This window comes from Faecalicatena contorta (genome assembly GCF_021531895.1).
In the GTDB taxonomy this organism is placed as follows: domain Bacteria; phylum Bacillota; class Clostridia; order Lachnospirales; family Lachnospiraceae; genus JAFBIX01.
Map to the genome: position 1 here is coordinate 1 of NZ_JAFBIX010000031.1, position 21,729 is coordinate 21,729.

At 37.5% G+C, this 21,729-nt stretch carries 18 protein-coding genes; all 18 read right to left on the reverse strand.

Annotated features, from left to right (window positions below; translation table 11 throughout):
* Positions 1–2,186, reverse strand: a 2,186-nt coding sequence (locus JQM81_RS11645; RefSeq protein ID WP_268826624.1) for a GH25 family lysozyme, incomplete at its 3' end; no start/stop codon positions are given.
* Complete coding sequence (locus JQM81_RS11650) at positions 2,183–2,545, reverse strand: DUF2304 domain-containing protein (RefSeq protein WP_235233848.1); 363 nt, start codon at positions 2,543–2,545, stop codon at positions 2,183–2,185. The genes JQM81_RS11645 and JQM81_RS11650, both read right to left, overlap by 4 nt.
* Before the next feature lie 9 nt (positions 2,546–2,554).
* Complete coding sequence (locus JQM81_RS11655; RefSeq protein ID WP_235233849.1) at positions 2,555–3,244, reverse strand: glycosyltransferase family 2 protein; 690 nt, start codon at positions 3,242–3,244, stop codon at positions 2,555–2,557.
* 8 nt (positions 3,245–3,252) lie between these two features.
* Complete coding sequence (locus JQM81_RS11660) at positions 3,253–4,053, reverse strand: glycosyltransferase family A protein (protein WP_235233850.1); 801 nt, start codon at positions 4,051–4,053, stop codon at positions 3,253–3,255.
* Between the two features lie 44 nt (positions 4,054–4,097).
* Positions 4,098–5,381, reverse strand: a complete 1,284-nt coding sequence (locus JQM81_RS11665; protein WP_235233851.1) for a lipopolysaccharide biosynthesis protein — start codon at positions 5,379–5,381, stop codon at positions 4,098–4,100.
* Between the two features lie 125 nt (positions 5,382–5,506).
* A complete protein-coding gene (locus JQM81_RS11670; protein WP_235233852.1) occupies positions 5,507–8,938 on the reverse strand; it encodes a glucosaminidase domain-containing protein in 3,432 nt (1,143 codons plus the stop codon).
* Between the two features lie 98 nt (positions 8,939–9,036).
* Positions 9,037–10,869, reverse strand: a complete 1,833-nt coding sequence (locus JQM81_RS11675) for a GBS Bsp-like repeat-containing protein (RefSeq protein WP_235233853.1) — start codon at positions 10,867–10,869, stop codon at positions 9,037–9,039.
* Between the two features lie 167 nt (positions 10,870–11,036).
* A complete protein-coding gene (locus JQM81_RS11680; protein ID WP_235233854.1) occupies positions 11,037–11,945 on the reverse strand; it encodes a nucleotidyltransferase family protein in 909 nt (302 codons plus the stop codon).
* A gap of 120 nt (positions 11,946–12,065) precedes the next feature.
* Complete coding sequence (locus JQM81_RS11685) at positions 12,066–13,604, reverse strand: MBOAT family O-acyltransferase (protein ID WP_235233855.1); 1,539 nt, start codon at positions 13,602–13,604, stop codon at positions 12,066–12,068.
* Positions 13,605–13,619: 15 nt separating this feature from the next.
* Positions 13,620–13,847, reverse strand: coding sequence for a phosphopantetheine-binding protein (locus tag JQM81_RS11690; protein ID WP_235233857.1), 228 nt, complete (start codon positions 13,845–13,847; stop codon positions 13,620–13,622).
* 16 nt (positions 13,848–13,863) lie between these two features.
* Complete coding sequence (locus JQM81_RS11695) at positions 13,864–14,847, reverse strand: hypothetical protein (protein ID WP_235233859.1); 984 nt, start codon at positions 14,845–14,847, stop codon at positions 13,864–13,866.
* Positions 14,844–16,043, reverse strand: coding sequence for an alanine racemase (locus JQM81_RS11700; protein ID WP_235233861.1), 1,200 nt, complete (start codon positions 16,041–16,043; stop codon positions 14,844–14,846). Before JQM81_RS11700 ends, JQM81_RS11695 begins: the two co-directional genes overlap by 4 nt.
* Positions 16,036–17,559, reverse strand: a complete 1,524-nt coding sequence (locus tag JQM81_RS11705) for an amino acid adenylation domain-containing protein (RefSeq protein WP_235233863.1) — start codon at positions 17,557–17,559, stop codon at positions 16,036–16,038. Before JQM81_RS11705 ends, JQM81_RS11700 begins: the two co-directional genes overlap by 8 nt.
* Before the next feature lie 169 nt (positions 17,560–17,728).
* Positions 17,729–17,992 carry an HPr family phosphocarrier protein gene (locus JQM81_RS11710; RefSeq protein ID WP_235233865.1) on the reverse strand — a complete coding sequence of 88 codons (264 nt, stop codon included), beginning with the start codon at positions 17,990–17,992 and terminating at the stop codon, positions 17,729–17,731.
* 11 nt (positions 17,993–18,003) lie between these two features.
* Positions 18,004–19,257: a YbbR-like domain-containing protein gene (locus JQM81_RS11715; RefSeq protein ID WP_235233867.1), complete on the reverse strand. Its 1,254-nt coding sequence runs from the start codon at positions 19,255–19,257 to the stop codon at positions 18,004–18,006.
* Positions 19,235–20,119 carry a diadenylate cyclase CdaA gene (cdaA, locus tag JQM81_RS11720; RefSeq protein ID WP_235233869.1) on the reverse strand — a complete coding sequence of 295 codons (885 nt, stop codon included), beginning with the start codon at positions 20,117–20,119 and terminating at the stop codon, positions 19,235–19,237. Before cdaA ends, JQM81_RS11715 begins: the two co-directional genes overlap by 23 nt.
* A gap of 37 nt (positions 20,120–20,156) precedes the next feature.
* Positions 20,157–21,281: a hypothetical protein gene (locus JQM81_RS11725; RefSeq protein ID WP_235233870.1), complete on the reverse strand. Its 1,125-nt coding sequence runs from the start codon at positions 21,279–21,281 to the stop codon at positions 20,157–20,159.
* Positions 21,282–21,677 (reverse strand): hypothetical protein, encoded by a 396-nt coding sequence (locus JQM81_RS11730; RefSeq protein ID WP_235233871.1) that lies wholly within the window; start codon positions 21,675–21,677, stop codon positions 21,282–21,284.
* Positions 21,678–21,729: the final 52 nt, after the last annotated feature.

Sequence of the window (21,729 nt, forward strand, 5' to 3'; positions counted from 1 at the left end):
ATATCACTTGTATGTACTCGATAATAGATGTCATATCTTTCTTGCATTTCTCCTGTTAATTTTATCGATATCGCTTCTATTTTTTTATTTTCCCCTTCGGTTCCAGACATCTCTCCATTTGATACATAATCTTGCCAGCCAATTTCTTGCACTAATGCACAATATTCTACATTTCCTTCATATTCTTGGTCTTCCAGTTCTATCTTTAATGCCTCTACTTTCAGATTTCTTCCTGTTGTTCCTGCAGTCTCTCCATTTTCTACATAACCTTGCCAGCCTATATCCTGTACATGCGCTTTATACTTTATACCGCTCGGTTTCTTTAAATATGCATTCTCAGTATTTCCAGGCGCTTCTTCACCCTTTTTTACAAGTTCAATTTGCACTGCTTCTACTTTTTTTCCATATCCTTCTGTTCCAGCCTTATCTCCATTTTTAGTCCAACCTTGCCAGCCTATATCACTTGTATGTACTCGATAATAGATGTCATATCTTTCTTGCATTTCTCCTGTTAATTTTATCGATATCGCTTCTATTTTTTTATTTTCCCCTTCGGTTCCAGACATCTCTCCATTTGATACATAATCTTGCCAGCCAATTCCTTGCACTAATGCACAATATTCTACATTTCCTTCATATTCTTGGTCTTCCAGTTCTATCTTTAATGCCTCTACTTTCAGATTTCTTCCCGTTGTTCCTGCTGTCTCTCCATTTTCTACATAACCTTGCCAGCCTATATCCTGTACATGCGCTTTATACTTTATACCGCTCGGTTTCTTTAAATATGCATTCTCAGTATTTCCAGGCGCTTCTGACCCTGCTGGAAGTAATGCAATCTGATAAGCTTCTATAGGATACCCATATCCACTGGTCCCTGCCATCTCATCATTAAATGCCCATCCTAGCCATCCTAGATCATTTATATAAACTCGATAATATATATTGTAATTTTCAGCATTCTCTCCCTCTAATTTTATTCTTATAGCTTCAGTTGCCTTGTTCATACCTGTTGTTCCCGCAACCTCACTATCAGTCACATAATCTTGCCAATTTCCATCAATACATGCACTATATTTTATGTTTACTCCTTCTAAATTTTGAATACCAATTTCAAATGCTTCTAGCTGCTTATTTAATCCTACAGTCCCTGCAACTTTTCCATTTGAAACTCTATCCAACCAGCCGGAATCTTGGATATGTGCTGAATATAAAACAACATCATTTACTTCCTCTGGTATCGATACAGACATTGACACTCCATGATTCTCTGGATATCCAATCAAATAATTCATATCAACATCTGAAGATATTCCCGATACTCTTCCTGATGCAGTATACTGCCATATTGCATACTCACCCGAATATTGACACGTAGAATTATATTGTGCTACCCATCTATGCCATTGTGAAAATCTTACATCCGTCAAATAATTATTCCACCAATCAAGATTTGCATACACACCTACCGCATATCCGGCTTTTTCAATTGTAGAACAAAATGTCTGAGCAATTTCGCCCAAATTGCTTCCGATTGTACTTTTATCCTCCATATCAAAATAAATCGGATACGAAAGATTATGACCATTTATCAAACGTAATACATGCTGTGCTTCACTCAATGCCCTCTCTGTATTTGTTGCATAGGAATATATGTATACTCCATATGGAATTCCTAAACGTTCACATTCCGAAACATTTCTTTCCCAAAACTTATCATCTTGATCCGTCAAATTCATTCCATATCCGCACCGAAGAATAACAAAATCCACCCCTGATTCTTTTACTTTTTCCCAATCAATTTCTCCCTGATGCTCGGACACATCGATTCCTGTTCTCGTAGCATTCGAATGATATGCATAAACTGCAGCTCTACTTTTTGCAGATGACTCTGGTTTTAACAACTGTCCGTCCGTGTAGCGCCAACTATTTGCATGGTCTCCTTCCTCTGGATTTATTGAATTTGCTGAATTCTCCAGTTGTTCTTCATTATTCAGAATAATATCCTCAGTTAATTCTGTTTTCTCATTCTCTATATTTTCTTCTTGTATGACACCTTCTAAGTTATTTTGCGTTACTTCATCATTTTGACTAAAACTTTCGTTATCTGCATTCACTTGAAAAGATATCATGTTTACATTAATCAAAATCAAGGAAAAAAGTAACATCATTGAAATAAATCTTCTCATTCTTTTTCACCCTTTTTTTTCTGCATTTCTTGCCTTTTCTCATATAATGCCAATTCTTGTGCTAAGTTTTTAATACGTATTGACATTCTAGATATAGACATCGTCAATCCAAAAATGATAATTAACGAAAAACAAAATCCCAAAAAAAACAACATATTAATAGGAAGTTCAATTCCCATAAAAACTGCCAGCCAATTCATAATTCCTGGAAACAGATCCAGTATAAGGACTCCAACTCCAACACAAAGCCAGGCCAATGCATATCTTAATTCCAAAGCTTTTTTTCTAATCATATTAATTATAATACATAAAGCTATTATTATAACTACTGCTACAATTATTTGAATTCGTAATCTCATTTTCTTTTCCTACTTTCTAATACACTCAATTAAAATAGCCAAAGTTACTTTTATCATATAATAAATAGATTTCTTAGGTGAGATTGATGACACACCACCTTCTCTTGCTTTCATTATAACTGGAAGTTCTTTAACTTTTTTCTCTTTCCTAAGAATCGAAACTACACTCTCTGGTTCTGGATAGTCCTTAGGGTAATCATATGCAAATATTTTCATTATTTCTCTATTAACCATTCTTAATCCAGATGTGGGATCTGTAATCATTGTACCCGTCAATACACGAATTAATATTGTAAAATACTTAATTCCAATTCGCCTTGTACCAGATGACTGAAAGCCTTCTTTATTAATAAATCTTGAACCAATAACCATATCCAAATTATTTTCATTTAAATATTCTACCATCGTGTTTAAAAATTGAGGATCATGTTGTCCATCTCCATCTACTTGAACTGCAACATCATACCCTTCTTCATATCCATATCTATATCCAGTTTGTACTGCACCACCAATCCCTAGATTAATCGGAAGATTAATAATATTATAATGATTCCTTTCACATATCTTTCTTGTCTGATCTGTCGAACAATCATTTATTATCACATAATCAAAATCAGGTGCATTTTTCTTTATTGCTGTTACCGTTTTTTCAATATTCTCACTTTCATTATAAGCTGGTATTATGATTAATTTTTTCATTTTATCTCCTAGTTAACATTATTTGATTTTTCACTTTTAGAATAAAATTTCACTATAATTTTAGCCATCCATTTTGGCCAAAATTTACAAAACATTTCATAATCTTCTTTACTTCTTGCATTATCTCCAAGAATAATTGACGTTTCCGATTCCTCATGAATACGATGTCCCATCTGTATACTAGAATCATACAAAAAGCAACCTTTTAATTTAGAAATACGTTCCCAAGCTTCCCAATCTTCATCCGATCGAAAATTAACTGTAAAAACAGGATTTGGCAAATTATTTACAGCAAATGTAACCGCCGGGCAACATATTCCATTTCCCAAAGCAAGGCTCCTTCTCCGAATGAATCTACTTCTTTGCAGTAGGGTAATTCTTAATGGTAATAACAATATTCTTTTTATTCTTAACAATTGATTATTAACAACTTTCTTTCCATTTCTAATTTCACAATAATCAGAAAAATAAATCAATGGTTTTTTGCATCTTTCTAAACATGTAACTGCATGTAAAGAATATTCTTCAAAATATATGTCATCCTGATGTGCAATTGTAACATAGGGAGTATTGCATTGATTATATCCAAAATTCCAATCTTGAACAATTCCGCTTTCACCCGTATTAACTTTTAATAATATTTGATATTTATCTGCTAAAGAAGAAATGTAACTATTAGGGGTTGATGTCACCATTATAATATTGGATTTTAGTTTTTGCTTTTTCAGAGAAATAATACATTCTTCCAAAAAAGGACTTTCCTTATATGCACATATTACAAAAGTATGTTTTTTAGTTAACTCACTCATAATAACCTTCCTTTTATTTTCTATTATCTTATATAGTATAACATTCAGAAACTTTTTCCGTCAATCAACTGAACCTCTTTCCTTTTTTCACAAAATATAAATACAAAAATCAAAACTGCAAGTGTAAGGAACAAAACACCTGTTGAAATTAAATATGCATATCCTGCGCCTAAAAGTCCAAAAGACTTTACTAATGGATTTGATATAAAAAAAGCTACAACACTTGCAATCACAAAACCTATCAAAAAAAACAATTGTTTTCTCATCACTGTTAAAATCACTTGTTCAATTACTGCGAAAGCATAAAAAGTCCCTCCAACCAACAAAATAACCAATACTTTTTTATACTGAATTAATTGAACTCCAAAAACAATGGACAGTATTTGACATCCAATTGCACTACCTAATCCCAAAATAATTCCTGATATTCCAATGGCTCCTAGAAAAATTAGTCCGCATAATTTAAGAAACTTTTCATATTCTTTATGTAGCCATTTTTTAGATAACCGAACCAACAGCGGTTGCAATGCAAATCCAACAAATAAATTTGTAACGAAACAAGGCATAAACAAGTAAGTGTACAACGCTTGTTCACTCGATGACATATATGCATCAATTGCATATTTAGGTGCATTACCAATATATATTAACAAAAAAGCACCAATACATAACGGAGCACATTCATATAATAACAAATAAATTTTCTTCCAGCTAAACTCTGGTTTTTCTAATATCACAACTTCTTGTGTAGATTTCACCAAAACTATCAAAATAAAAGCAGATATGAATATTGCTATACAAATACTTACAATTAAATTATGAGAAAAAAACAAACTAACACAAAATGCAATAATATAAGCAACAATTCTCACACTCATTATTTTCCCACTAATATCAAGTCTTCCTTGTTGTTGATAATATCCTCCATACACATCATCAACAGCATCCGTAACCTTTAACAAACATAGCAATACCGTGATTAATGCCTTTTCAAAAAAATATCCTTCTATTCTAACAAAAGCAAAAGCTGAAACTATCATTACGATACTTGTTATGATTCGAGACGCCAAATATACTCGCATAGAATATTTGTGATTAATATCTGTAGCCTGATAATTTCTCATGCCATAATTAGCAACAGTCAACATCATCTGCGACGTTGAAAAACCTAAAGAAAACAATCCAGCATCCGCCACACCATTCACAAACGTTACCACCCATAGCAAAAGCATTGATACAACAGAATTTATACCACTTGACATTATATTCCAAAAAACACTTTGTGTTTCAATCTTCTCTCTTTCAATATTCCACATCTTATGCAACATATTATACTCCATCTAACACTTTACTAGATATTTTTTATTATATCATCAATTTAACTTCACAACAATGTATTTCACTTGCTACCATCCAATTTCCTTAAATAAAAAATGCAGCAATGCTGCATTTTTTATTTTTTGAAAAACGAAGGTACATTACCACAAGGAAATGATTCTTCTTTCTTTACCAACTTAATTTGAATCGCTTCTACTTGACGTGCATATCCCTCACTTCCTGCTTTTTCACCATTTTTTGCCCATCCTAACCATCCAAATTCCGAAGCATGGACACGATAATAAACATTATAGTTTTCTGATACTTTTCCTGTTAATTCTATACAAATTGCTTCGACTTGCTTATTTTTCCCTACTGTTCCAGCAATTTTACCACCAAAAACATAATCCTGCCATCCTACGTCTTGTACATGTGCTTTATATTTTACATCTCCTGACATATTCAAATTATCTAAGTGAATCTTAATTGCTTCTATTTGCTTATTTTTTCCAGTCGTCCCAGCAATCCCACCATCACTAACAAAATCTTGCCATCCTATATCTTGTACATGTGCAGAATAAATTATGCCCGCTTCTTTCTCTAAAAAAGAATTATCGGTTGTTCCTGGCGCACTTTCATTTTTATTAACTAATTGTATTTGAATCGCTTCTATTTGCTTCCCGTAGCCTTTATTTCCCGCTGGCAACCCATTTTTTGTCCATCCTAACCATCCAAATTCCGAAGCATGCACTCTATAATATACATCATATTTCGTACTCATTTCGCCAGTTAATTGAATTTTAACAGCTTCTATTTGTTTATTTTCTCCAACAGTTCCTGCCACCGAATTATTTGACACAAACTCCTGCCATCCTACATTTTCCACCAAAGCTGAGTATTGAATATCTCCAGAATATTCCTGTCCAAACAGTTGGACTTTAAATGCTTCTATTTGTTTATTTTTTCCCGTTGTTCCTGCCATCTGACCATCTTTTACATATTTCTGCCACCCAATATCTTCTACATGAGTGCAATATCTAACAACTGTTGGATTCTGCAAAAATTCTTTAACATCATTTTTCAACTCTGGAGTTCCTTTAGGGAGCAATATAATTTGCATTGCTTCAATTTTCAAATCATAATTAATCGTACCTGCAGTTTGTCCATTGCTCGCCCAACCAAGCCACCCCTTATCTTGAACGTGTACTCGATAATAAATGTCATATTTATTATTATCATTTCCTGTCAATTCAATCTGAAGTGCTTCCATACGTTTATTTTGTCCAACTGTTCCTGACACTTCTCCATTCTCTTCATAATCCATCCATCCAATATCTTGAACAAATGCACGATATTTTATTCCAAGATCATTATTTAACACTGAATTCACTGTAAAAGCTTCAATTTTTTTGTTCTGCCCCGTAGTACCTGCCACTTCTCCATTTTCAACTTTTTGCTGCCATCCTATATCTTGTACATGTGCGCAATATTCTATTTTTTGTGTATTTATTTTATATGGAATTAGAGTATTTCCCGGAGCAATTGACCCTTTCTTCAACATAACAATTTGCATAGCTTGCAATGCGTAATTATAATTCTGCGTGCCCGCTAATTCGCCATTTTTAGCCCAATCCAGCCATCCAAATTCCGAAACATATGTACGGTAATAAATATCATACTCAGCAGAAGGCTCTCCTGTTAGTCGTATTTGGATTGCCTCCATTTTTTTTGCCAGCCCAACAGTTCCACTAGTTGCTCCATCAGATACTATATCCTGCCACCCAATATCTTGCACATGTGCGCGATATTCTATCCCTAAACTATTTATATCCTTTACTTTTAATTCAATCGCTTCAATAGACAAATTCTTTCCTATCGTCCCTATTACTTGCCCATTATTTACAGAATCTTGCCATCCAATTTCCTGCACATGTGCGCGATATTCTATGACATTCTTCAGTTCTTCCGGAACATTTATAGAAACATTTCCACTACTCTTCCCAATGACTTTCTTAACATAATCAGAACTAACATAAGCATACATTTCATTATAATTATAATTCCCGCTATTTAATATGTTTGTCCTATCACTATTTAACACTGCATCACTTTGGATTTTATAAAATCCCCTCAAAGTATCATCCAATATAATGAAAGATTGATTTGAATAATTTTTAGTAGTATGAATAACCTTCGAAGTCGTATTTGGCTCATTTCGTACATTTAAATTCGTATGCTCTATTCCAATAAGATCTTTTATTCCAATCGAATATACATAAACATCTTGATTATCATAAGTCCTATCAATCATCCATGCTATATTCGCATTCTTTTCTCCCCAATAAGGATCTGATGCATATCTTACATTAATTCCACTCCCCTTATTTCCTAAAAATCCCCCCGAATAAACCCAGTTTTCAGGATTTAAATATTGCTTTGACATATATGTTTCAGAAAAAGTTTTAATACAACTTTCAACACTTGAATATGTATTAGCACTATCTCCAGGAGATGAATCTATAGCATTTAATCCAAACAGATTATTATTATTCATTGCGATACTGCTTTTCCCCCATGCACTTTCATTTGCAGCAACAGCACAAGCTAATATTACATTAACACCATATTGATTCTGACAATTCTCAAAAATACTTCCCGTATTTGTCATCTTTGAATTCGTTACTTTTCCATTAATTATATAATCTATCTGTTCAGCAGAATATTTTGTTTTACTCCGCATAGGCAAATACTGAAAATAATTATAATATGGATCTGTACTATTAACCGCATAGTTTCTACTTCCCTGATTATAATCATCTAACATACTGCCAAAATTATCCTGTGTGTAAAAATAATGACCATCATAACTATAATACTGTTCACCTGCATTCAGATAATTTGGAGCTGGTCCATTATCTAAAACTGTTGCATGATCATTTTTTGTTATATTTGTAGTAATATAATGATATAATCTTCCATTTGAAACTATATAATAACTTATCGATTGAGCTGAACTAATATTTACTACTTGCACCAAACTGGAATCAACTAATCCTATTACCCCTGATATCATAAATTTGACTTTTCCATTCTCAGTACCGAGATAAGCAGCATCTGCTCCAAACATACCATTTGTATATCCAGAATTACCTGTACCATACTCCGTATATTCAGTAACAGCATTCCCTCTCGTATTAAAATTTACAATTTGAGGAGTAGCAATACGGGTATACGCAGAAACATTATCTTCTAAATATCCACTTTCACTTTCAACCTCTGTGATATTTCCTTCCGCATCCATTGTAGTAATAACACTATCAATCCTGATATTTTCTTTCTGCAAAGCAATTTCCGCTTTAGTTATCTCGTTTGAAGAATCTGATACCTCTGTTTCCTCCACATCTGAATTCTTAGAATTGGATTCTTCTTCACTACTTACTTTTATACTTTCTATATCAGTATAATTTTCTTCTGGTTCGTCCGCATAAGAAACATTACCCAACACGCCAACCCACAATAACATAAAGCATAAAATCAACGAACATCTTTTTTTCCGTTTAGCACTCATTTATCTTCCCCCCCCCAAAAAAATATTACAATTAATTGTAGCATAATAATATACCGTTGTCGACAAATGCGTTTGGCCAAACATTAATACACCAATACCTAATTAACATTTCCAATAGTTTCGGCAACTTTATATTGTTCTCCATCCTCTCCCACTACATATACATGAATCTGATATTCTCCTACTTTATATCCGAATCCCGGGACATTAATTCGCGCATAATAACTTCCGTCCTCTCGTTGTTCCATTCCAATCCACTGTAGATCACTCTGATCTTCATTCGTCCACACTGCAATCATCACCTGACTGATATCTTCCGGAATATTAGCAATATCAGTCACCACTACTGGCAAAGCTCCGGTATTACTCTCATAAGCCTCTGCCCATGCATTAGCCATCGGAAGTTTTCCTTCTCTTAATAATAATTCTTCTTTTGTTTCGTCAATACTTGCAAGTTCTTCCATTCTTTTTGATTTTCCACTCACCCCCTCCTTAACAGCATTGATTCCCAGACGTTCTGTAAGTGTCTGTGCAGTCGAAAACAAATTAGTTCCCAGCCCCAGTCTATTGCTTTCTATATTAGCTCCCAAAGCAGCCAATGTTGTCGGAAAAGTATCGAACGTGGTATAATCTCTCTCTTCGTTCGTTTCCACTACTACTGCCGAATTGATATATGATGTATAAACTTTTCGAATATAATCATCATCAATATCTTCACAATAGTCTACGTCCATAGTCGGATGATCACCCACAATCACAATAGTAGTATTCTCATAAAAATCCTGCTCCTGTACCCACTGAATAAAGTCACATACTTGCCTACTGGAACAAGCCATTACATTTGAATACTGCTCATCTCCATACGTTTCAGGACAGATATCACATACATATCCATCTTCAAAGTGAGTATCTACAGTCAGCATCGTCAGATTAAATGGCTCCTCCTGGCTTGATAATTCCAACAACTTTTCCTTGGCAAATCCAAATAATTTCTGGTCTTCATACCCCCACCAGACTTGATAATCTTCCGGAATCATTCCGGATTGTATCGCATAATTATAATCTACAATATCATAATTCCCATGTTCTGTAAAATACAACCTTCTTCCGCCAAATGTCGCATCTGAACCTATCAACAATGTCTGAGAATATCCTTCCCGCTCTAAAACATCTCCTAATGTTATTGCACTTGGAAAAAATGAGTCCTGGGTATCCATATTATTGCCGTCAATCGAAATACTTAATGGCAATCCTGATGTATGCGCAAACATTGCCCCAATTGTCCATGTAGTCCCTGGCATCGAATATCCACCATTTAACTTATCTTCTTCTCCAGAAAAATCCTCATTCTCCTGCGCAAGCTTCGTTAATTCAGGAATCACATTTTCTTCAAATGCTCCTCCGTTTTCTGTATCTGCATAAGTTGTCTCCATGGACTCCAAAAATATAAGAATCAGATTTCTCTTCTGTTCCGGAAAGGTGATCTCAACCTCTGCCGGATCCACATAATAATCATCAATGAAATCTGAATATTCTCCCTGTGCTTTCACATAACTTCCAGCATCCAATTTTGTCCATGCACCCCTAACTACAATTATGGAAACAGCAAGAGAGGCTATCATACCTACCCCCATGACCACATAATATTTTTTCTTTCTCCGCCAAGCAATAAACAGTATAAGAATCAATACAAGAACCAATATAGCAGGAGCAACACAAGTATTCAGATATTCCATAATCATTCCTTCATTTGTTCCATCCAATGGAGCTGTCAGATGATACACCAATTCATCCATTGTCAGATTGCTCCAAGTATCAAACATCCACTGAATGCTAAAACACAGAATTGTCGCCAATACTGTTAATATTACTGTTAATACTGTCCCTAACACTGTCAAAACTTTCTTTATGATCCGCAAGACTTTTCTCATTCTTTACACACTCTTTCCACTTATTTTACATATTTCGACATTTTGTATTATATTAAAAGAATGGAAAGAATGCAACTTTTACATTTCGGTTCATAAATTTTTCACAAATTAAAAGGCCATCCCCGAGGGAACAGCCTTTTTACTCTTACTTTATCTCTATATCTACGCTAAAATAATCTTTCTGGATATACCCCTGTTGCAATCAATTCTTGTATTGCCTCTACAACAGCTCCTTTGTCTTCCTTATATGTAACCCCAAACCACTGGTCATGTGACTTTAAGACTTTTACATGTGTCTTACCTTCTTCCAACAATTGTCCGATAATCCTTGGCAACAAGTATTCTGCCTTAATATCTTCTTTTTTAATACCATCTAAGAATTCTACAAATCCCTTTTCTAATATTTCAAAGAATTCCGGCTGTAGTCCCCACATATTCATGGATACTGGAGAATCCAGATCTAATCGTATCTCTTCTCCGTCCTTTACTGCAACTGCATAGTCATCTCGTCCTGCGATCTCATATGTCTCTTCAATTGATCTCAACATATTCTCGTCATCTACTTTGCATATTCCTCTGGTCACCGTCCCATTCTTACTTAACGTATTCTTTAGAACGAATCCAACCATACTAATGTCTGATGCATCGTGTTCTTTTATAAGCTCATCATAAGCCTCTACATATGCTTCTTTTCCGTAATAATCATCTGCATTGATGACAAGAAACGGTTCATGCACTACATCTTTGCAGCAAAGAATGGCTTGTCCGGTTCCCCATGGTTTGGTTCTTCCTTCCAGCTTATCTTTGAACTGCGTTGGAATATTATCCAATTCCTGATAGGCATAATCAACCGCTACAACTTTCTCAATACGATTGCCTATGATTTCTTTAAAGTCTTTTTCAAGATCCTTACGTATTACAAATACCACTTTATTAAATCCGGCTTCCAGAGCATCATAGATAGAATAATCCATAATAATCTCTCCATTTGGTCCTACTGGCTCTAGCTGTTTAATACCGCCACCGAACCTGCTTCCGATTCCTGCTGCCATGATAACTAATGTAACATTTTTCATACTGTTTACTCCTTGTACAAAATTATTAGTTCCTCGTTAGTTGATTGTATTATACAATACTTTTTGTGAATTGTACAATGATACATTATTTCGATTTTCCACTAATATCTTCTCATTTTTCTAAAATTGTGCATAGATGAATCCGCCAGCTGTATCCATTACACAACCGAACATTGGAATGCAGAATACCAGCATTCCATATACTGCCCATCTTAATATCAACGGCTTCTGCCCAAGGCTTTCCCGTATCTTAACTCCTCGTTCTTGAAGAAAGCTGATCAAGAATACGACAAGACATCCCATTGCCAGAATCGCATAATCCAGCCGATCCAGTCCCAGTGACATTATCGTTCCGTCCGAAAATGTCTGCAATGTGAATCCTGTCACTGTACTTTTCATCATAGCCCATGCTGCCGACAGGCTGACCGCCATATCAAAATACCAGCTGATATTGACCAACAGAAAGGTTCGCAGAATCTGAATCACATGCCAACCGTTGGCCTTGGGATCTATATGGAAGAATGCCAATCCTTTCTTATAGATTGGAGCAAGGAGACTACTGATTGCAATAATCAGACCATTATAGAATCCATAAGCAATGTATTTCCACGCTGCTCCATGCCAGATACCTACTACAAGAAACACAATAATATTAGCCACACAGATAGGCAGGACTCTTCCCGTCTTCTTCCCGAATACCTTCTTGGTCCATTTTCCGAACTTTCCCATCCATTTTGACAAAGAGATTGGATAGAAGATATAATCTTTCATCCAAGTCCCCAGTGTAATATGCCAACGGTGCCAGAAATCCGTAATCGAAGTTGCAAAATACGGTCGTCGGAAGTTCTGATCCAGTTCGATTCCAAACAGACTTGCCACACCTGCTACTACATCCATTCCACCAGAAAAATCCATATATAATTGTATCGAATACATTAGAACTGCTACTATATTCGTGACACCTGAATACTGTGTATAATTCAAGAACACTTGGTTGACCACTACGGATGCCCGGTCGGCAAGTACCAGCTTCTTGAAGAATCCCCATAAGATTAACTGTAAGGCGTTCTCAATGTTGATGAGATCAAACCGATGTTCTGCATATAATTGTTCTGCCAGACGATGATACCTTCCAATCGGTCCCTGCAGGATCTGTGGAAAAAAGGAGACGAACAGCGCAAATCGGAAAAAGTTATGCTCAGCCTTACATTTTCCCCAGTACACATCGATGATATATCCCATCGACTGGAAAGTATAGAACGATATACCAAGAGGCAATAGAAGCATCTGAAACGAGATACCTGTGTGGAATACGGCATTGATATTCTCAACCACAAAGTTTGTATATTTCAGAACTGCTAACATTCCAAAGTTCAATACCAGGCATCCTGTCAGAATCGCTTTTTTCCTTGCTTTCCTTCTCTTCTTTTCTTCCTTTGAATTCGCTTGATTACAATCAATCCACTCCAGAAGTCTTCCCGTACCGTAAGTGATAATGGTGGTATACAGAAGGAAGAACAGGAGTTTCACTCCTGATGATGCATAATAGATATAGCTGAATATCAACAGCCAGATCCATTGATACTGCTTAGGGATCAGGTAATATCCCACAGCTGCGATTCCTACAAATAGCAGGAATTCCATTGATATCAGAGACATATCCTTCCTCCACTTTTAAGCTTCCTGGAGCCGTAGTACCATTTCCCATAATGCCTGTGCAGAGTTAAAATTCTCTGGGATGATATCGACTGGTGTAATCTCAACATCAAAAGCATCCTCTAATTCACTTACAATGCTCAAGATTGCAAATGAATCCAGTAATTCGTCGTCAATCAGAGTTGTACAGTTCTCGTAATCCACATCTGGCTGAATATCCTTTAATATTTCTAATAATTGTTCCATTGTCTTGCTCCTCCTTTTAATCATTCTCTTTTAGATATTTGCCCAGTTCAAGGCTGAATTGTTCTGCTGCATCTCCATACATGTGACCATCATAATCCCAATAGTTATCTATACTTCTGTCAAACGCAAGAGCCGAATCAAAGATAAAATTATGATATGGAATACGATATTGCTGCATCAGTTCTGTAAAATACCGGTCAGACTGCTGATAACTTTCCGTTGTGTTGGCATATGTCTCTGCCGGTACCGGAAGTGTGATCACTTCCAATTCAATATTTTCCTTCTTGCAATGGTTTAAGATTTTTTCAAAATATTCTTCTGCCTCCGGCCGGAGTTGTTCCTCATTCCATGGAACATTATTGAAGGTTCCCTTCTCTGCTCCTTCTACCTTATCCTGATAGATGAAACCGTCACCGCCGTAATGACCTCCGGGAATATCCAGAAGCGCCGGATCATATTGCCGATATTCCGCGCTCAATTTCTTTCGGATTGTCTGCGGTGCTTGAGGGAGAAGATTCTTATAGTAGCTCCACGGGAATATTGTCTGTCTATAATCCAGCTTTATAATCTTATCCCCAAGATACTGAAGCTTGTTCATGGACCAAGGCATTTCCTTATAGAACATACCAGCTACCGTTCCCATATTCTGGTCGGTGATCCAGTAGGATGGGTCTAGCTCATAGATAATCTTTTTCGGTTTCTGCAGCCTGCATGCTTCCTTGATCAGATAATAAGTATCGACAGGATATTCATTTGCCATGCACAAGTTAAAACTATTCCTACCCGTCACCTGATCCACTACTTGTGGGCTGATTCCATACTGTCCATGGGATGTCCCTACGAACAGATAATCATAAGGGCCATCTTCTTTCAACTCATGGAGATTCAGCCATATAACATTCGGTGGCATCGTAACCCAACTCAGGCAACAAGACAGAATCACGCACAAGATCACGAATATGATCATTCTAATGATATGGTTGTTTCTCTTCTTTTTCATCTTTCTGCCATCCCATTCATGATATCTGTCTGCTTCCGTTCTCGTATCATCTGAAGTCCATTTTCCTTCGAGTAGAATAGTATCTGAGGAAGATCTCTGCTTAAGAACAGATAGATCCCTTCTGTAACCGCATAAGCTCCTGTCCGTTCGAAGATGATGATATCCCCCACTGCTGCATCTTTTAGTGGAAGTTGCTTCACAATGACATCATTGACTGTACAGAGTGATCCACAGATGTTCCAATTCTCTTCTGTCACATCTCCTTCGTTTTTTTGCACATTTTTATGAACATGTTGATAATATGGAGTTTTCATAGCCATCGCCTGTCCATAATATGTTAGATGATTGATTCCGCCATCCACGATTGCATACTGTTGTCCATGGTTTTTCTTTTGATCTGCAATGCTGGTCAGATAATATCCACAATAAGCAGACAGATACCTTCCCATCTCGAAAGTAATCTTCCCTGTATATTTTAATTCTGACAATAGGTTTCGAAGTCTTTGTAGTAGCTCTCCATCATCCATCTCTTCATCCGTCTGAAAATACGGCACGTAGAGGCCCGGTCCGTATTCCAGTTCTTCTGCCTCATAACCAGATTCTTCTTTTAATCTCTGAAGAAATGTATCCAGATATCGCAACTCTTTCTCTATCTTTTCCATCTTCTTTTTCTGCGTTCCTGAATAATACTGTAATCCTATGAAGGAGATATGCGGATATGCTTTCCGTTTTTCAATCATGGTACAGATATCTTCTTCATCCACACCGAACTGATTTCCACTGGTCAGTCGAATTAAGGCACGAATCACATTGCCTGTCTGAGCAGCACAATACTCCAGAAGCTCCAACTGTTCCAGGGATTCGATTGTATAAGTCCCCTTTGATCCATATGTTTCCATAATGGAGAGAATATCTTCTTTTTCTTTATTTACACCAGATAAGACAATCTGCTCCATGGCAATCCCTGCACGTTCACAGATACGAAATTCTCCCATCGAACACACTTCATACTTATCAACGCGTGTTTGAATCGGCTTTATCAGGAATGGATTGGCTTTCATTGCATAACACAGCTGAATTGACTGGGCAAGTTCTTGCTTTACCATCTCAATTCTACTTATCAGCTCATCAATATCAAAAAGATATGCCGGAGTAGCACATTCTCTGGCTATCGTCTGCAGCTGTACTCTATCCATAGATACCCTCCCTGTATTCTTTCATCATTTTCTTTCGGTCAATCTTTCCATTCTTTGTAATTGGAAGTCGATCCATCTTCACCCACACGTTTGGAATCATATATGCCGGAAGCTTCTTTCCCAATGCACGGACAATCTGCCGTTTCTCAGCCTCGCCTTCATAAAAAGCAATGATCTTATTCTCCGGCTCATCATAAGTACAACAGGCTCTGCGGATTCCCTCTGCCATCTCCATCGCCAGCTCGATCTCTCCAAGCTCAATCCTGTGTCCCATATGCTTGATCTGGAAGTCTTTTCTGGAAGCAAAGTACAGATATCCATCGTGCCCATAATAGGCCATATCTCCTGTACGATATATACGTTCCAGATACTTTTCATTCAGCGGATTCTGAACGAATACTTTCTTGGTCTGTTCCGGATTCCGATAATATCCCAGAGACAGGGCTGTTCCAGAGACGCAGATCTCTCCTTTCTTTCCAGCTTCCCGCACAAGTTGATTCCCCTCATCCAGTAAAAATACCTTTTCATTGGGAAATGGTTGTCCTATTGGCAGACTCTCTCCTGGCTGAAATTCCCGGTCCACAATATAATAGGTACAATTACAGGTAATCTCTGTGGGCCCATATACATTCGCATACAAGGCATCCGGCAGATATTTTTTCCATTCATTCAAGTGCTTTATCGGCATGACCTCTCCGCTAAAGATAATTTTATTCACTTTTTGAGGTACTTTATATTCCAGTCCTTTTAACGTTGTAACTATACACAGTGCGGACACTGCCCAGATCAATGTAGTGATCTCCCGCTCGTCCAGATAATCCAAAAGCTTTGTCGGAAATGAGAACATCTTCTTTGGAATAATCTGCATAGTTGCCCCTGTTTTCAAAGTAGAATAGATATCCTTCACGGATACATCAAAGTCGAAGGGCGCCTGATTACCGATGACATCTTTGTCTGTAATCCCGAATATATCAACAAATTCTTCCATAAAATCAATGACTGATCGATGACTGACTAACACTCCTTTAGGGATTCCTGTGGAACCAGATGTGAAAATTGCATATAAAGGATCTATGTCAAGTCTCTGCTCACGAATCGCTTCTAATAGAACTGCATCTTCTTCCTCCTGTAACGCTTCCAGAATATTTACAACATTCCTTTCATATTCCAATGCCTTGAACTGTTTCTCATAATCCGGGTGTAACACCAGAACTTCTGACTGAAGAGTCTGAAGAATCTGTTTCAATCTTTCTGAGGGAAGCTTTGGATCCAGCAGCACATAAAAACAGCCGGCATACACTGCACCCAGGAATGCATAGATGGTCTCCACTCTTTTCTCCATGAATACAGGAACCGGTGATCTTGGCGGAACATAATTGGCCAACTTCGTGCCTACAGATCTGGCAGTTTTCCACAACTCTTTATAAGTACATGTTGACATTTCATCTGCAAATGCAATCTTATCTGGATAATGTCTTGCTGATTGTTCCAGATAGTCTAATATATTTCTAATCATAAGATTCTCCCATCAATTATTTACACACTACTTATTAATTTTATACTATAACTACCTTTAAATCTACATGTAATTTCTGAATAATTCTTAATAATTTTGTAATTTTTAAAACAAATCAAGAAAGGCAGTTTACACATCTTATGTAAACTGCCCTTCTCTCTTTTTCACCTTATTCACCAAGTCCATCTGCAATGACTTTTGTCATCGTCCGCATTGCTTCTTCTTCATCTTCCCCGTCGCAGATCAGTTCAATCTCATCGCCTCTTTTAATGCAGGCTCCGAGAACACTCAAGACACTCTTTGCATTGGCTGTCGTATTGCCATACACAAATGTCACTTTACACTTAAAACTGCTGGCAGTGTTACAGAAGATTCCTGCGGGTCTAAGATGCAAGCCTGTAGGATTGGTAATCGTTACTTTTTGCTTAACCATAATTCCTCCGTTTATTCCTCCTGCTCTTGTTTTTCTTCCAGTATCACTTCTACGCTCACCTCATTCACCAGAGAACATCCCGACGGAAGTTCCACTGATACGGGCACGGTATAAGTTCCTGGTCTTGTATAATCTTTAAGGTCTATACTGACTTTTTTTGCAATCGAGAACGTATTCAGAGTTGCATCCGGACCTTTGATCTGAATCTCAAGATCTACGACCGATCCATAACTCAATTCCAGATTACTGTCAAGGTTATTAACGGTAATCGAACTAGTGGATACTTCGAAGTTCTTTGCCCCCGGCTTTTCCACCGCGATTGTAACCACTACATTATCCGCATTCTCATCTACCAGAGAAACATCTTCCGGGAGATACTGCGAGATATCTATACTTCTCTCTGTTCTCTGCGTCAGGTTCACTGCTGTGAGAGCTGACGCAGGCACTGATATCTCAGTTACTCTTGCCAGGGCACTTTTGCTTCCTGAGATACGGACCTCCTGAGGTTCTACACTGATCTCACTGATCTTATATCCATCTGCTGCCGTCACCATCGAAGTATCTAACTCTACCTTCACACTCTTGATCTGATGTAATGTCACTTCGACAGTAAGTCCTTCTTTTCCAAGATTATTAGCCAGTAGCGATTGGTCAATGACATTATTATTCGCATCGTACAACACCAGTCGTGCTTCCACTTCTGTATCCGATGACAAGCCCGACACATCCACTTCTGCCACAACTCTATTGATGCTGTCAATCACTGTCTTCGGGCCACGAATCGTCACCTTTTCAGGATTAGCCTTCAATTCTCCGATGACATATCCTTCTCTTACCGTTCCCAATGTAGTAGGAGTAATCGGGAAATTGTTCTTTGCTTCATCATCAATCTGTATCTGAAGGTTTCTTGGATTCGAGACAGCACTATCGTACTTATATCCCTCAATCTTGACCTCGATCGGAATCTGTGTGCCAAGTGACATCTCTTTCATATCAGCAATTGCCACAATATCTTCTGCTTTGATATCATTCAACACGGAACGCTGAGCAGTCACTGTAACACTCACTTCCTGTGTATCATCTACAATCTGATAGGTTCGGTTTGCTGACGTTACTACTTCTTCATTGATTACTTGTACCGGAATACCGGTATAGGTCTTATCCGTTACCGGATCATCGATATTAACCACGATCAGCCACATGAACAATGCGATAAAGAAGGCTAATATCTTAAGACCGAAATTAACTGTTAGTCTTTTTTTCATGCTTATGCCTTCCTTTCCACAATGCTGTCAACCTATTTACTTCTGTCTGCTTATCCTGAATTCTTACCAATCTCTCCCTTAATTCTTTTTCACTGATATTTCGATAGATCCTGCCTCCCTGTGCCACAGAGACTGCTCCCGTCTCTTCTGATACTACAATAATCAGTGCATCGCTTACTTCACTCATACCGACAGCCGCACGGTGTCTGGTTCCAAGATCCTTGCTGATTCCCATGTTGTCAGACAACGGCAGATAACACGTTGCAGACACAATCCTGTCTCCCCGCACGATAATCGCACCATCATGGAGAGGTGTATTATGTTCAAAGATATTAATCAGCACCTGACTGGACACCAGACAATCCATCTGAATCCCAGTACTCTCATATTCTGTGAGCCGAATGGCCTGCTCTACTACGATAAGAGCTCCTGTCTTGACCTTACCCATTGCATAAGCTGCGCTGATCATACTCTCTCTTGTTTCCTCACTGAAGCGCACCTTCTCTCGCTTGGTCTCAAATGGAATCATAGATGGCAGAAACTTCCGTTCTCCCAGTTTTTCCAGCGCACGCCTTAGCTCAGGCTGGAACACCACAACTGCAGCCGTCGCCATCACCGTGACCGCATTCTTGGCCAGGAACAGAATTGTATGCATCTCAAATATTGCGGCGATCAGAATGAATACAGCAAGTACCAGAATACCTTTCATGAGCATCCAAGCTTTCGTATTTTTAATCCACACTATCAGCTGATAGATCAAAAATGTAAGGATTAAAATCTCTACAATATCCGTAATACGCACTTCCGGAAAATACAAGTCTCTTACATATCTTCCAAGAAAATTGCTAATCTGCTGTTCCATCCTATCACCTCCTTTATATTACTACTATATGATGCCTCTAATCCTTTAAATTAAGATCCTTTCTAAGGCTCTGTGTCAGAAGCATCTTATCTACTTCCTTCATATCATGTTTCTTTGCAGCAGGTCCCTTTTTGGGTGCTGGCTTTTTTCCACTTTTTTTCACATTTGCTTTACGGTTCTGAGCCTGGGAATCTGCTTTTTTGCGAACCGTCTCTGTATCAATGATCTCAGTCTCCTGACGTTCGTTAATTCGCTTAACAGTCTTCTCTGGTGTTGCCACCGATACCTTTGGAATTGCTTTTACATAATAATAATACTCATCATCTTCAAACTGAAGGTTCTCACTTCTTGCATAATCCACTGAGAACAGGAACAATTCCAGAATCAGTCCAATTACGATTGCTCCGACATTCCCACCGATCAAAGTTCCATAAGAAGTATGTACTCCTAATGCAATGTCTCCTGCCACAATCACAATGACATTGACAACAGCACCTGCAACAATAGCCACCTTCCACGCATGATCCATAGAAGTTCTGCGCAGTGTAAATACTACAAAAAAGCATATGATAAATGCAACGATAATAATCCACATCTCTTTATTCTGAAATACCTGCTGTACATACTTTGTTGCCTGCGTCAGCATTCCTTTCGCACCGACATTTTCTATATTTACAGAACTCTTTTTTACATATTCCAGCATGTAATACACAATCGTTCCGCAAGAGATTGCGATCAGACTGATTGGGGTCGCCACCAGACCACATGCCACCGGGATAATATATGGGACTTTCAGGAAGAATGCCAACGGTGTCAACAGAACGATTAATGCCTTCTTCGGTGTCAGCCGCAGATAGAAAATGTACATAATCAAAAATATAACTGCTGTTACCGCCAACATTCCAATAGACAAAGCAAACATATGGGCAAGAATCAGTACTGTTGCCATGATTACTGTCACCATCAACGGAAGGAAAGTACAGATTACCGCAAGTGCAAGACTTGCCACCGGCGATGCCACAGCCTTCATAAACCCTACATTGTGGTTGATTACCGTAAATGTCACAATTGCAAGAATAAACTGGAATATCTTATCAAACACCTTTGAATTCTTAGCATATAGCTCTTGTATCCGTCCGCGAAATACATATATCATATCCATCTATTTGTTCTCCTTTTCATACATCTTAAGCAATCTTGTCAGATTATGATTATATTTCTTCACTCGCTGTCTGGCCTTCTTATGCTTCTCATTATAAATAAAGCTGCTGATAATCAAATATATGATAACCAGCGCAACGTATCCCAGCAATATGATTCCAATCATCATCACCAGTGCTCCATTTGACATCTTCTCCATCAGAGTATCCAGACCCGCCAGTATCACCAGTGCAACTGCCAATATATATCCAACGGTAACCCATAAAAAAGTGCATATCGTATGCAGACTTGCATAATCCTTGCGGTAATACGCACTGATTTTAAAATCTTCCTTTCCTTGTGTCTGTTCATAGAACGCAAGATGGGTCATAAGTTTTACCTTTTTTTCATCTAACATAATCCACCTCAAAATGTTTCATTATCCATTTAAACATCATTTTTAGTATAAC

Excerpts from the sequence above, each read along its gene's own strand:
- JQM81_RS11650 (WP_235233848.1), bottom strand. The coding sequence starts at position 2,545 with ATGAGATTACGAATTCAAATAATTGTAGCAGTAGTTATAATAATAGCT.
- JQM81_RS11655 (WP_235233849.1), bottom strand. The coding sequence starts at position 3,244 with ATGAAAAAATTAATCATAATACCAGCTTATAATGAAAGTGAGAATATT.
- JQM81_RS11660 (WP_235233850.1), bottom strand. The coding sequence starts at position 4,053 with ATGAGTGAGTTAACTAAAAAACATACTTTTGTAATATGTGCATATAAG.
- JQM81_RS11665 (WP_235233851.1), bottom strand. The coding sequence starts at position 5,381 with ATGTTGCATAAGATGTGGAATATTGAAAGAGAGAAGATTGAAACACAA.
- JQM81_RS11670 (WP_235233852.1), bottom strand. The coding sequence starts at position 8,938 with ATGAGTGCTAAACGGAAAAAAAGATGTTCGTTGATTTTATGCTTTATG.
- JQM81_RS11675 (WP_235233853.1), bottom strand. The coding sequence starts at position 10,869 with ATGAGAAAAGTCTTGCGGATCATAAAGAAAGTTTTGACAGTGTTAGGG.
- JQM81_RS11680 (WP_235233854.1), bottom strand. The coding sequence starts at position 11,945 with ATGAAAAATGTTACATTAGTTATCATGGCAGCAGGAATCGGAAGCAGG.
- JQM81_RS11685 (WP_235233855.1), bottom strand. The coding sequence starts at position 13,604 with ATGTCTCTGATATCAATGGAATTCCTGCTATTTGTAGGAATCGCAGCT.
- JQM81_RS11690 (WP_235233857.1), bottom strand. The coding sequence starts at position 13,847 with ATGGAACAATTATTAGAAATATTAAAGGATATTCAGCCAGATGTGGAT.
- JQM81_RS11695 (WP_235233859.1), bottom strand. The coding sequence starts at position 14,847 with ATGAAAAAGAAGAGAAACAACCATATCATTAGAATGATCATATTCGTG.
- JQM81_RS11700 (WP_235233861.1), bottom strand. The coding sequence starts at position 16,043 with ATGGATAGAGTACAGCTGCAGACGATAGCCAGAGAATGTGCTACTCCG.
- JQM81_RS11705 (WP_235233863.1), bottom strand. The coding sequence starts at position 17,559 with ATGATTAGAAATATATTAGACTATCTGGAACAATCAGCAAGACATTAT.
- JQM81_RS11710 (WP_235233865.1), bottom strand. The coding sequence starts at position 17,992 with ATGGTTAAGCAAAAAGTAACGATTACCAATCCTACAGGCTTGCATCTT.
- JQM81_RS11715 (WP_235233867.1), bottom strand. The coding sequence starts at position 19,257 with ATGAAAAAAAGACTAACAGTTAATTTCGGTCTTAAGATATTAGCCTTC.
- cdaA (WP_235233869.1), bottom strand. The coding sequence starts at position 20,119 with ATGGAACAGCAGATTAGCAATTTTCTTGGAAGATATGTAAGAGACTTG.
- JQM81_RS11725 (WP_235233870.1), bottom strand. The coding sequence starts at position 21,281 with ATGGATATGATATATGTATTTCGCGGACGGATACAAGAGCTATATGCT.
- JQM81_RS11730 (WP_235233871.1), bottom strand. The coding sequence starts at position 21,677 with ATGTTAGATGAAAAAAAGGTAAAACTTATGACCCATCTTGCGTTCTAT.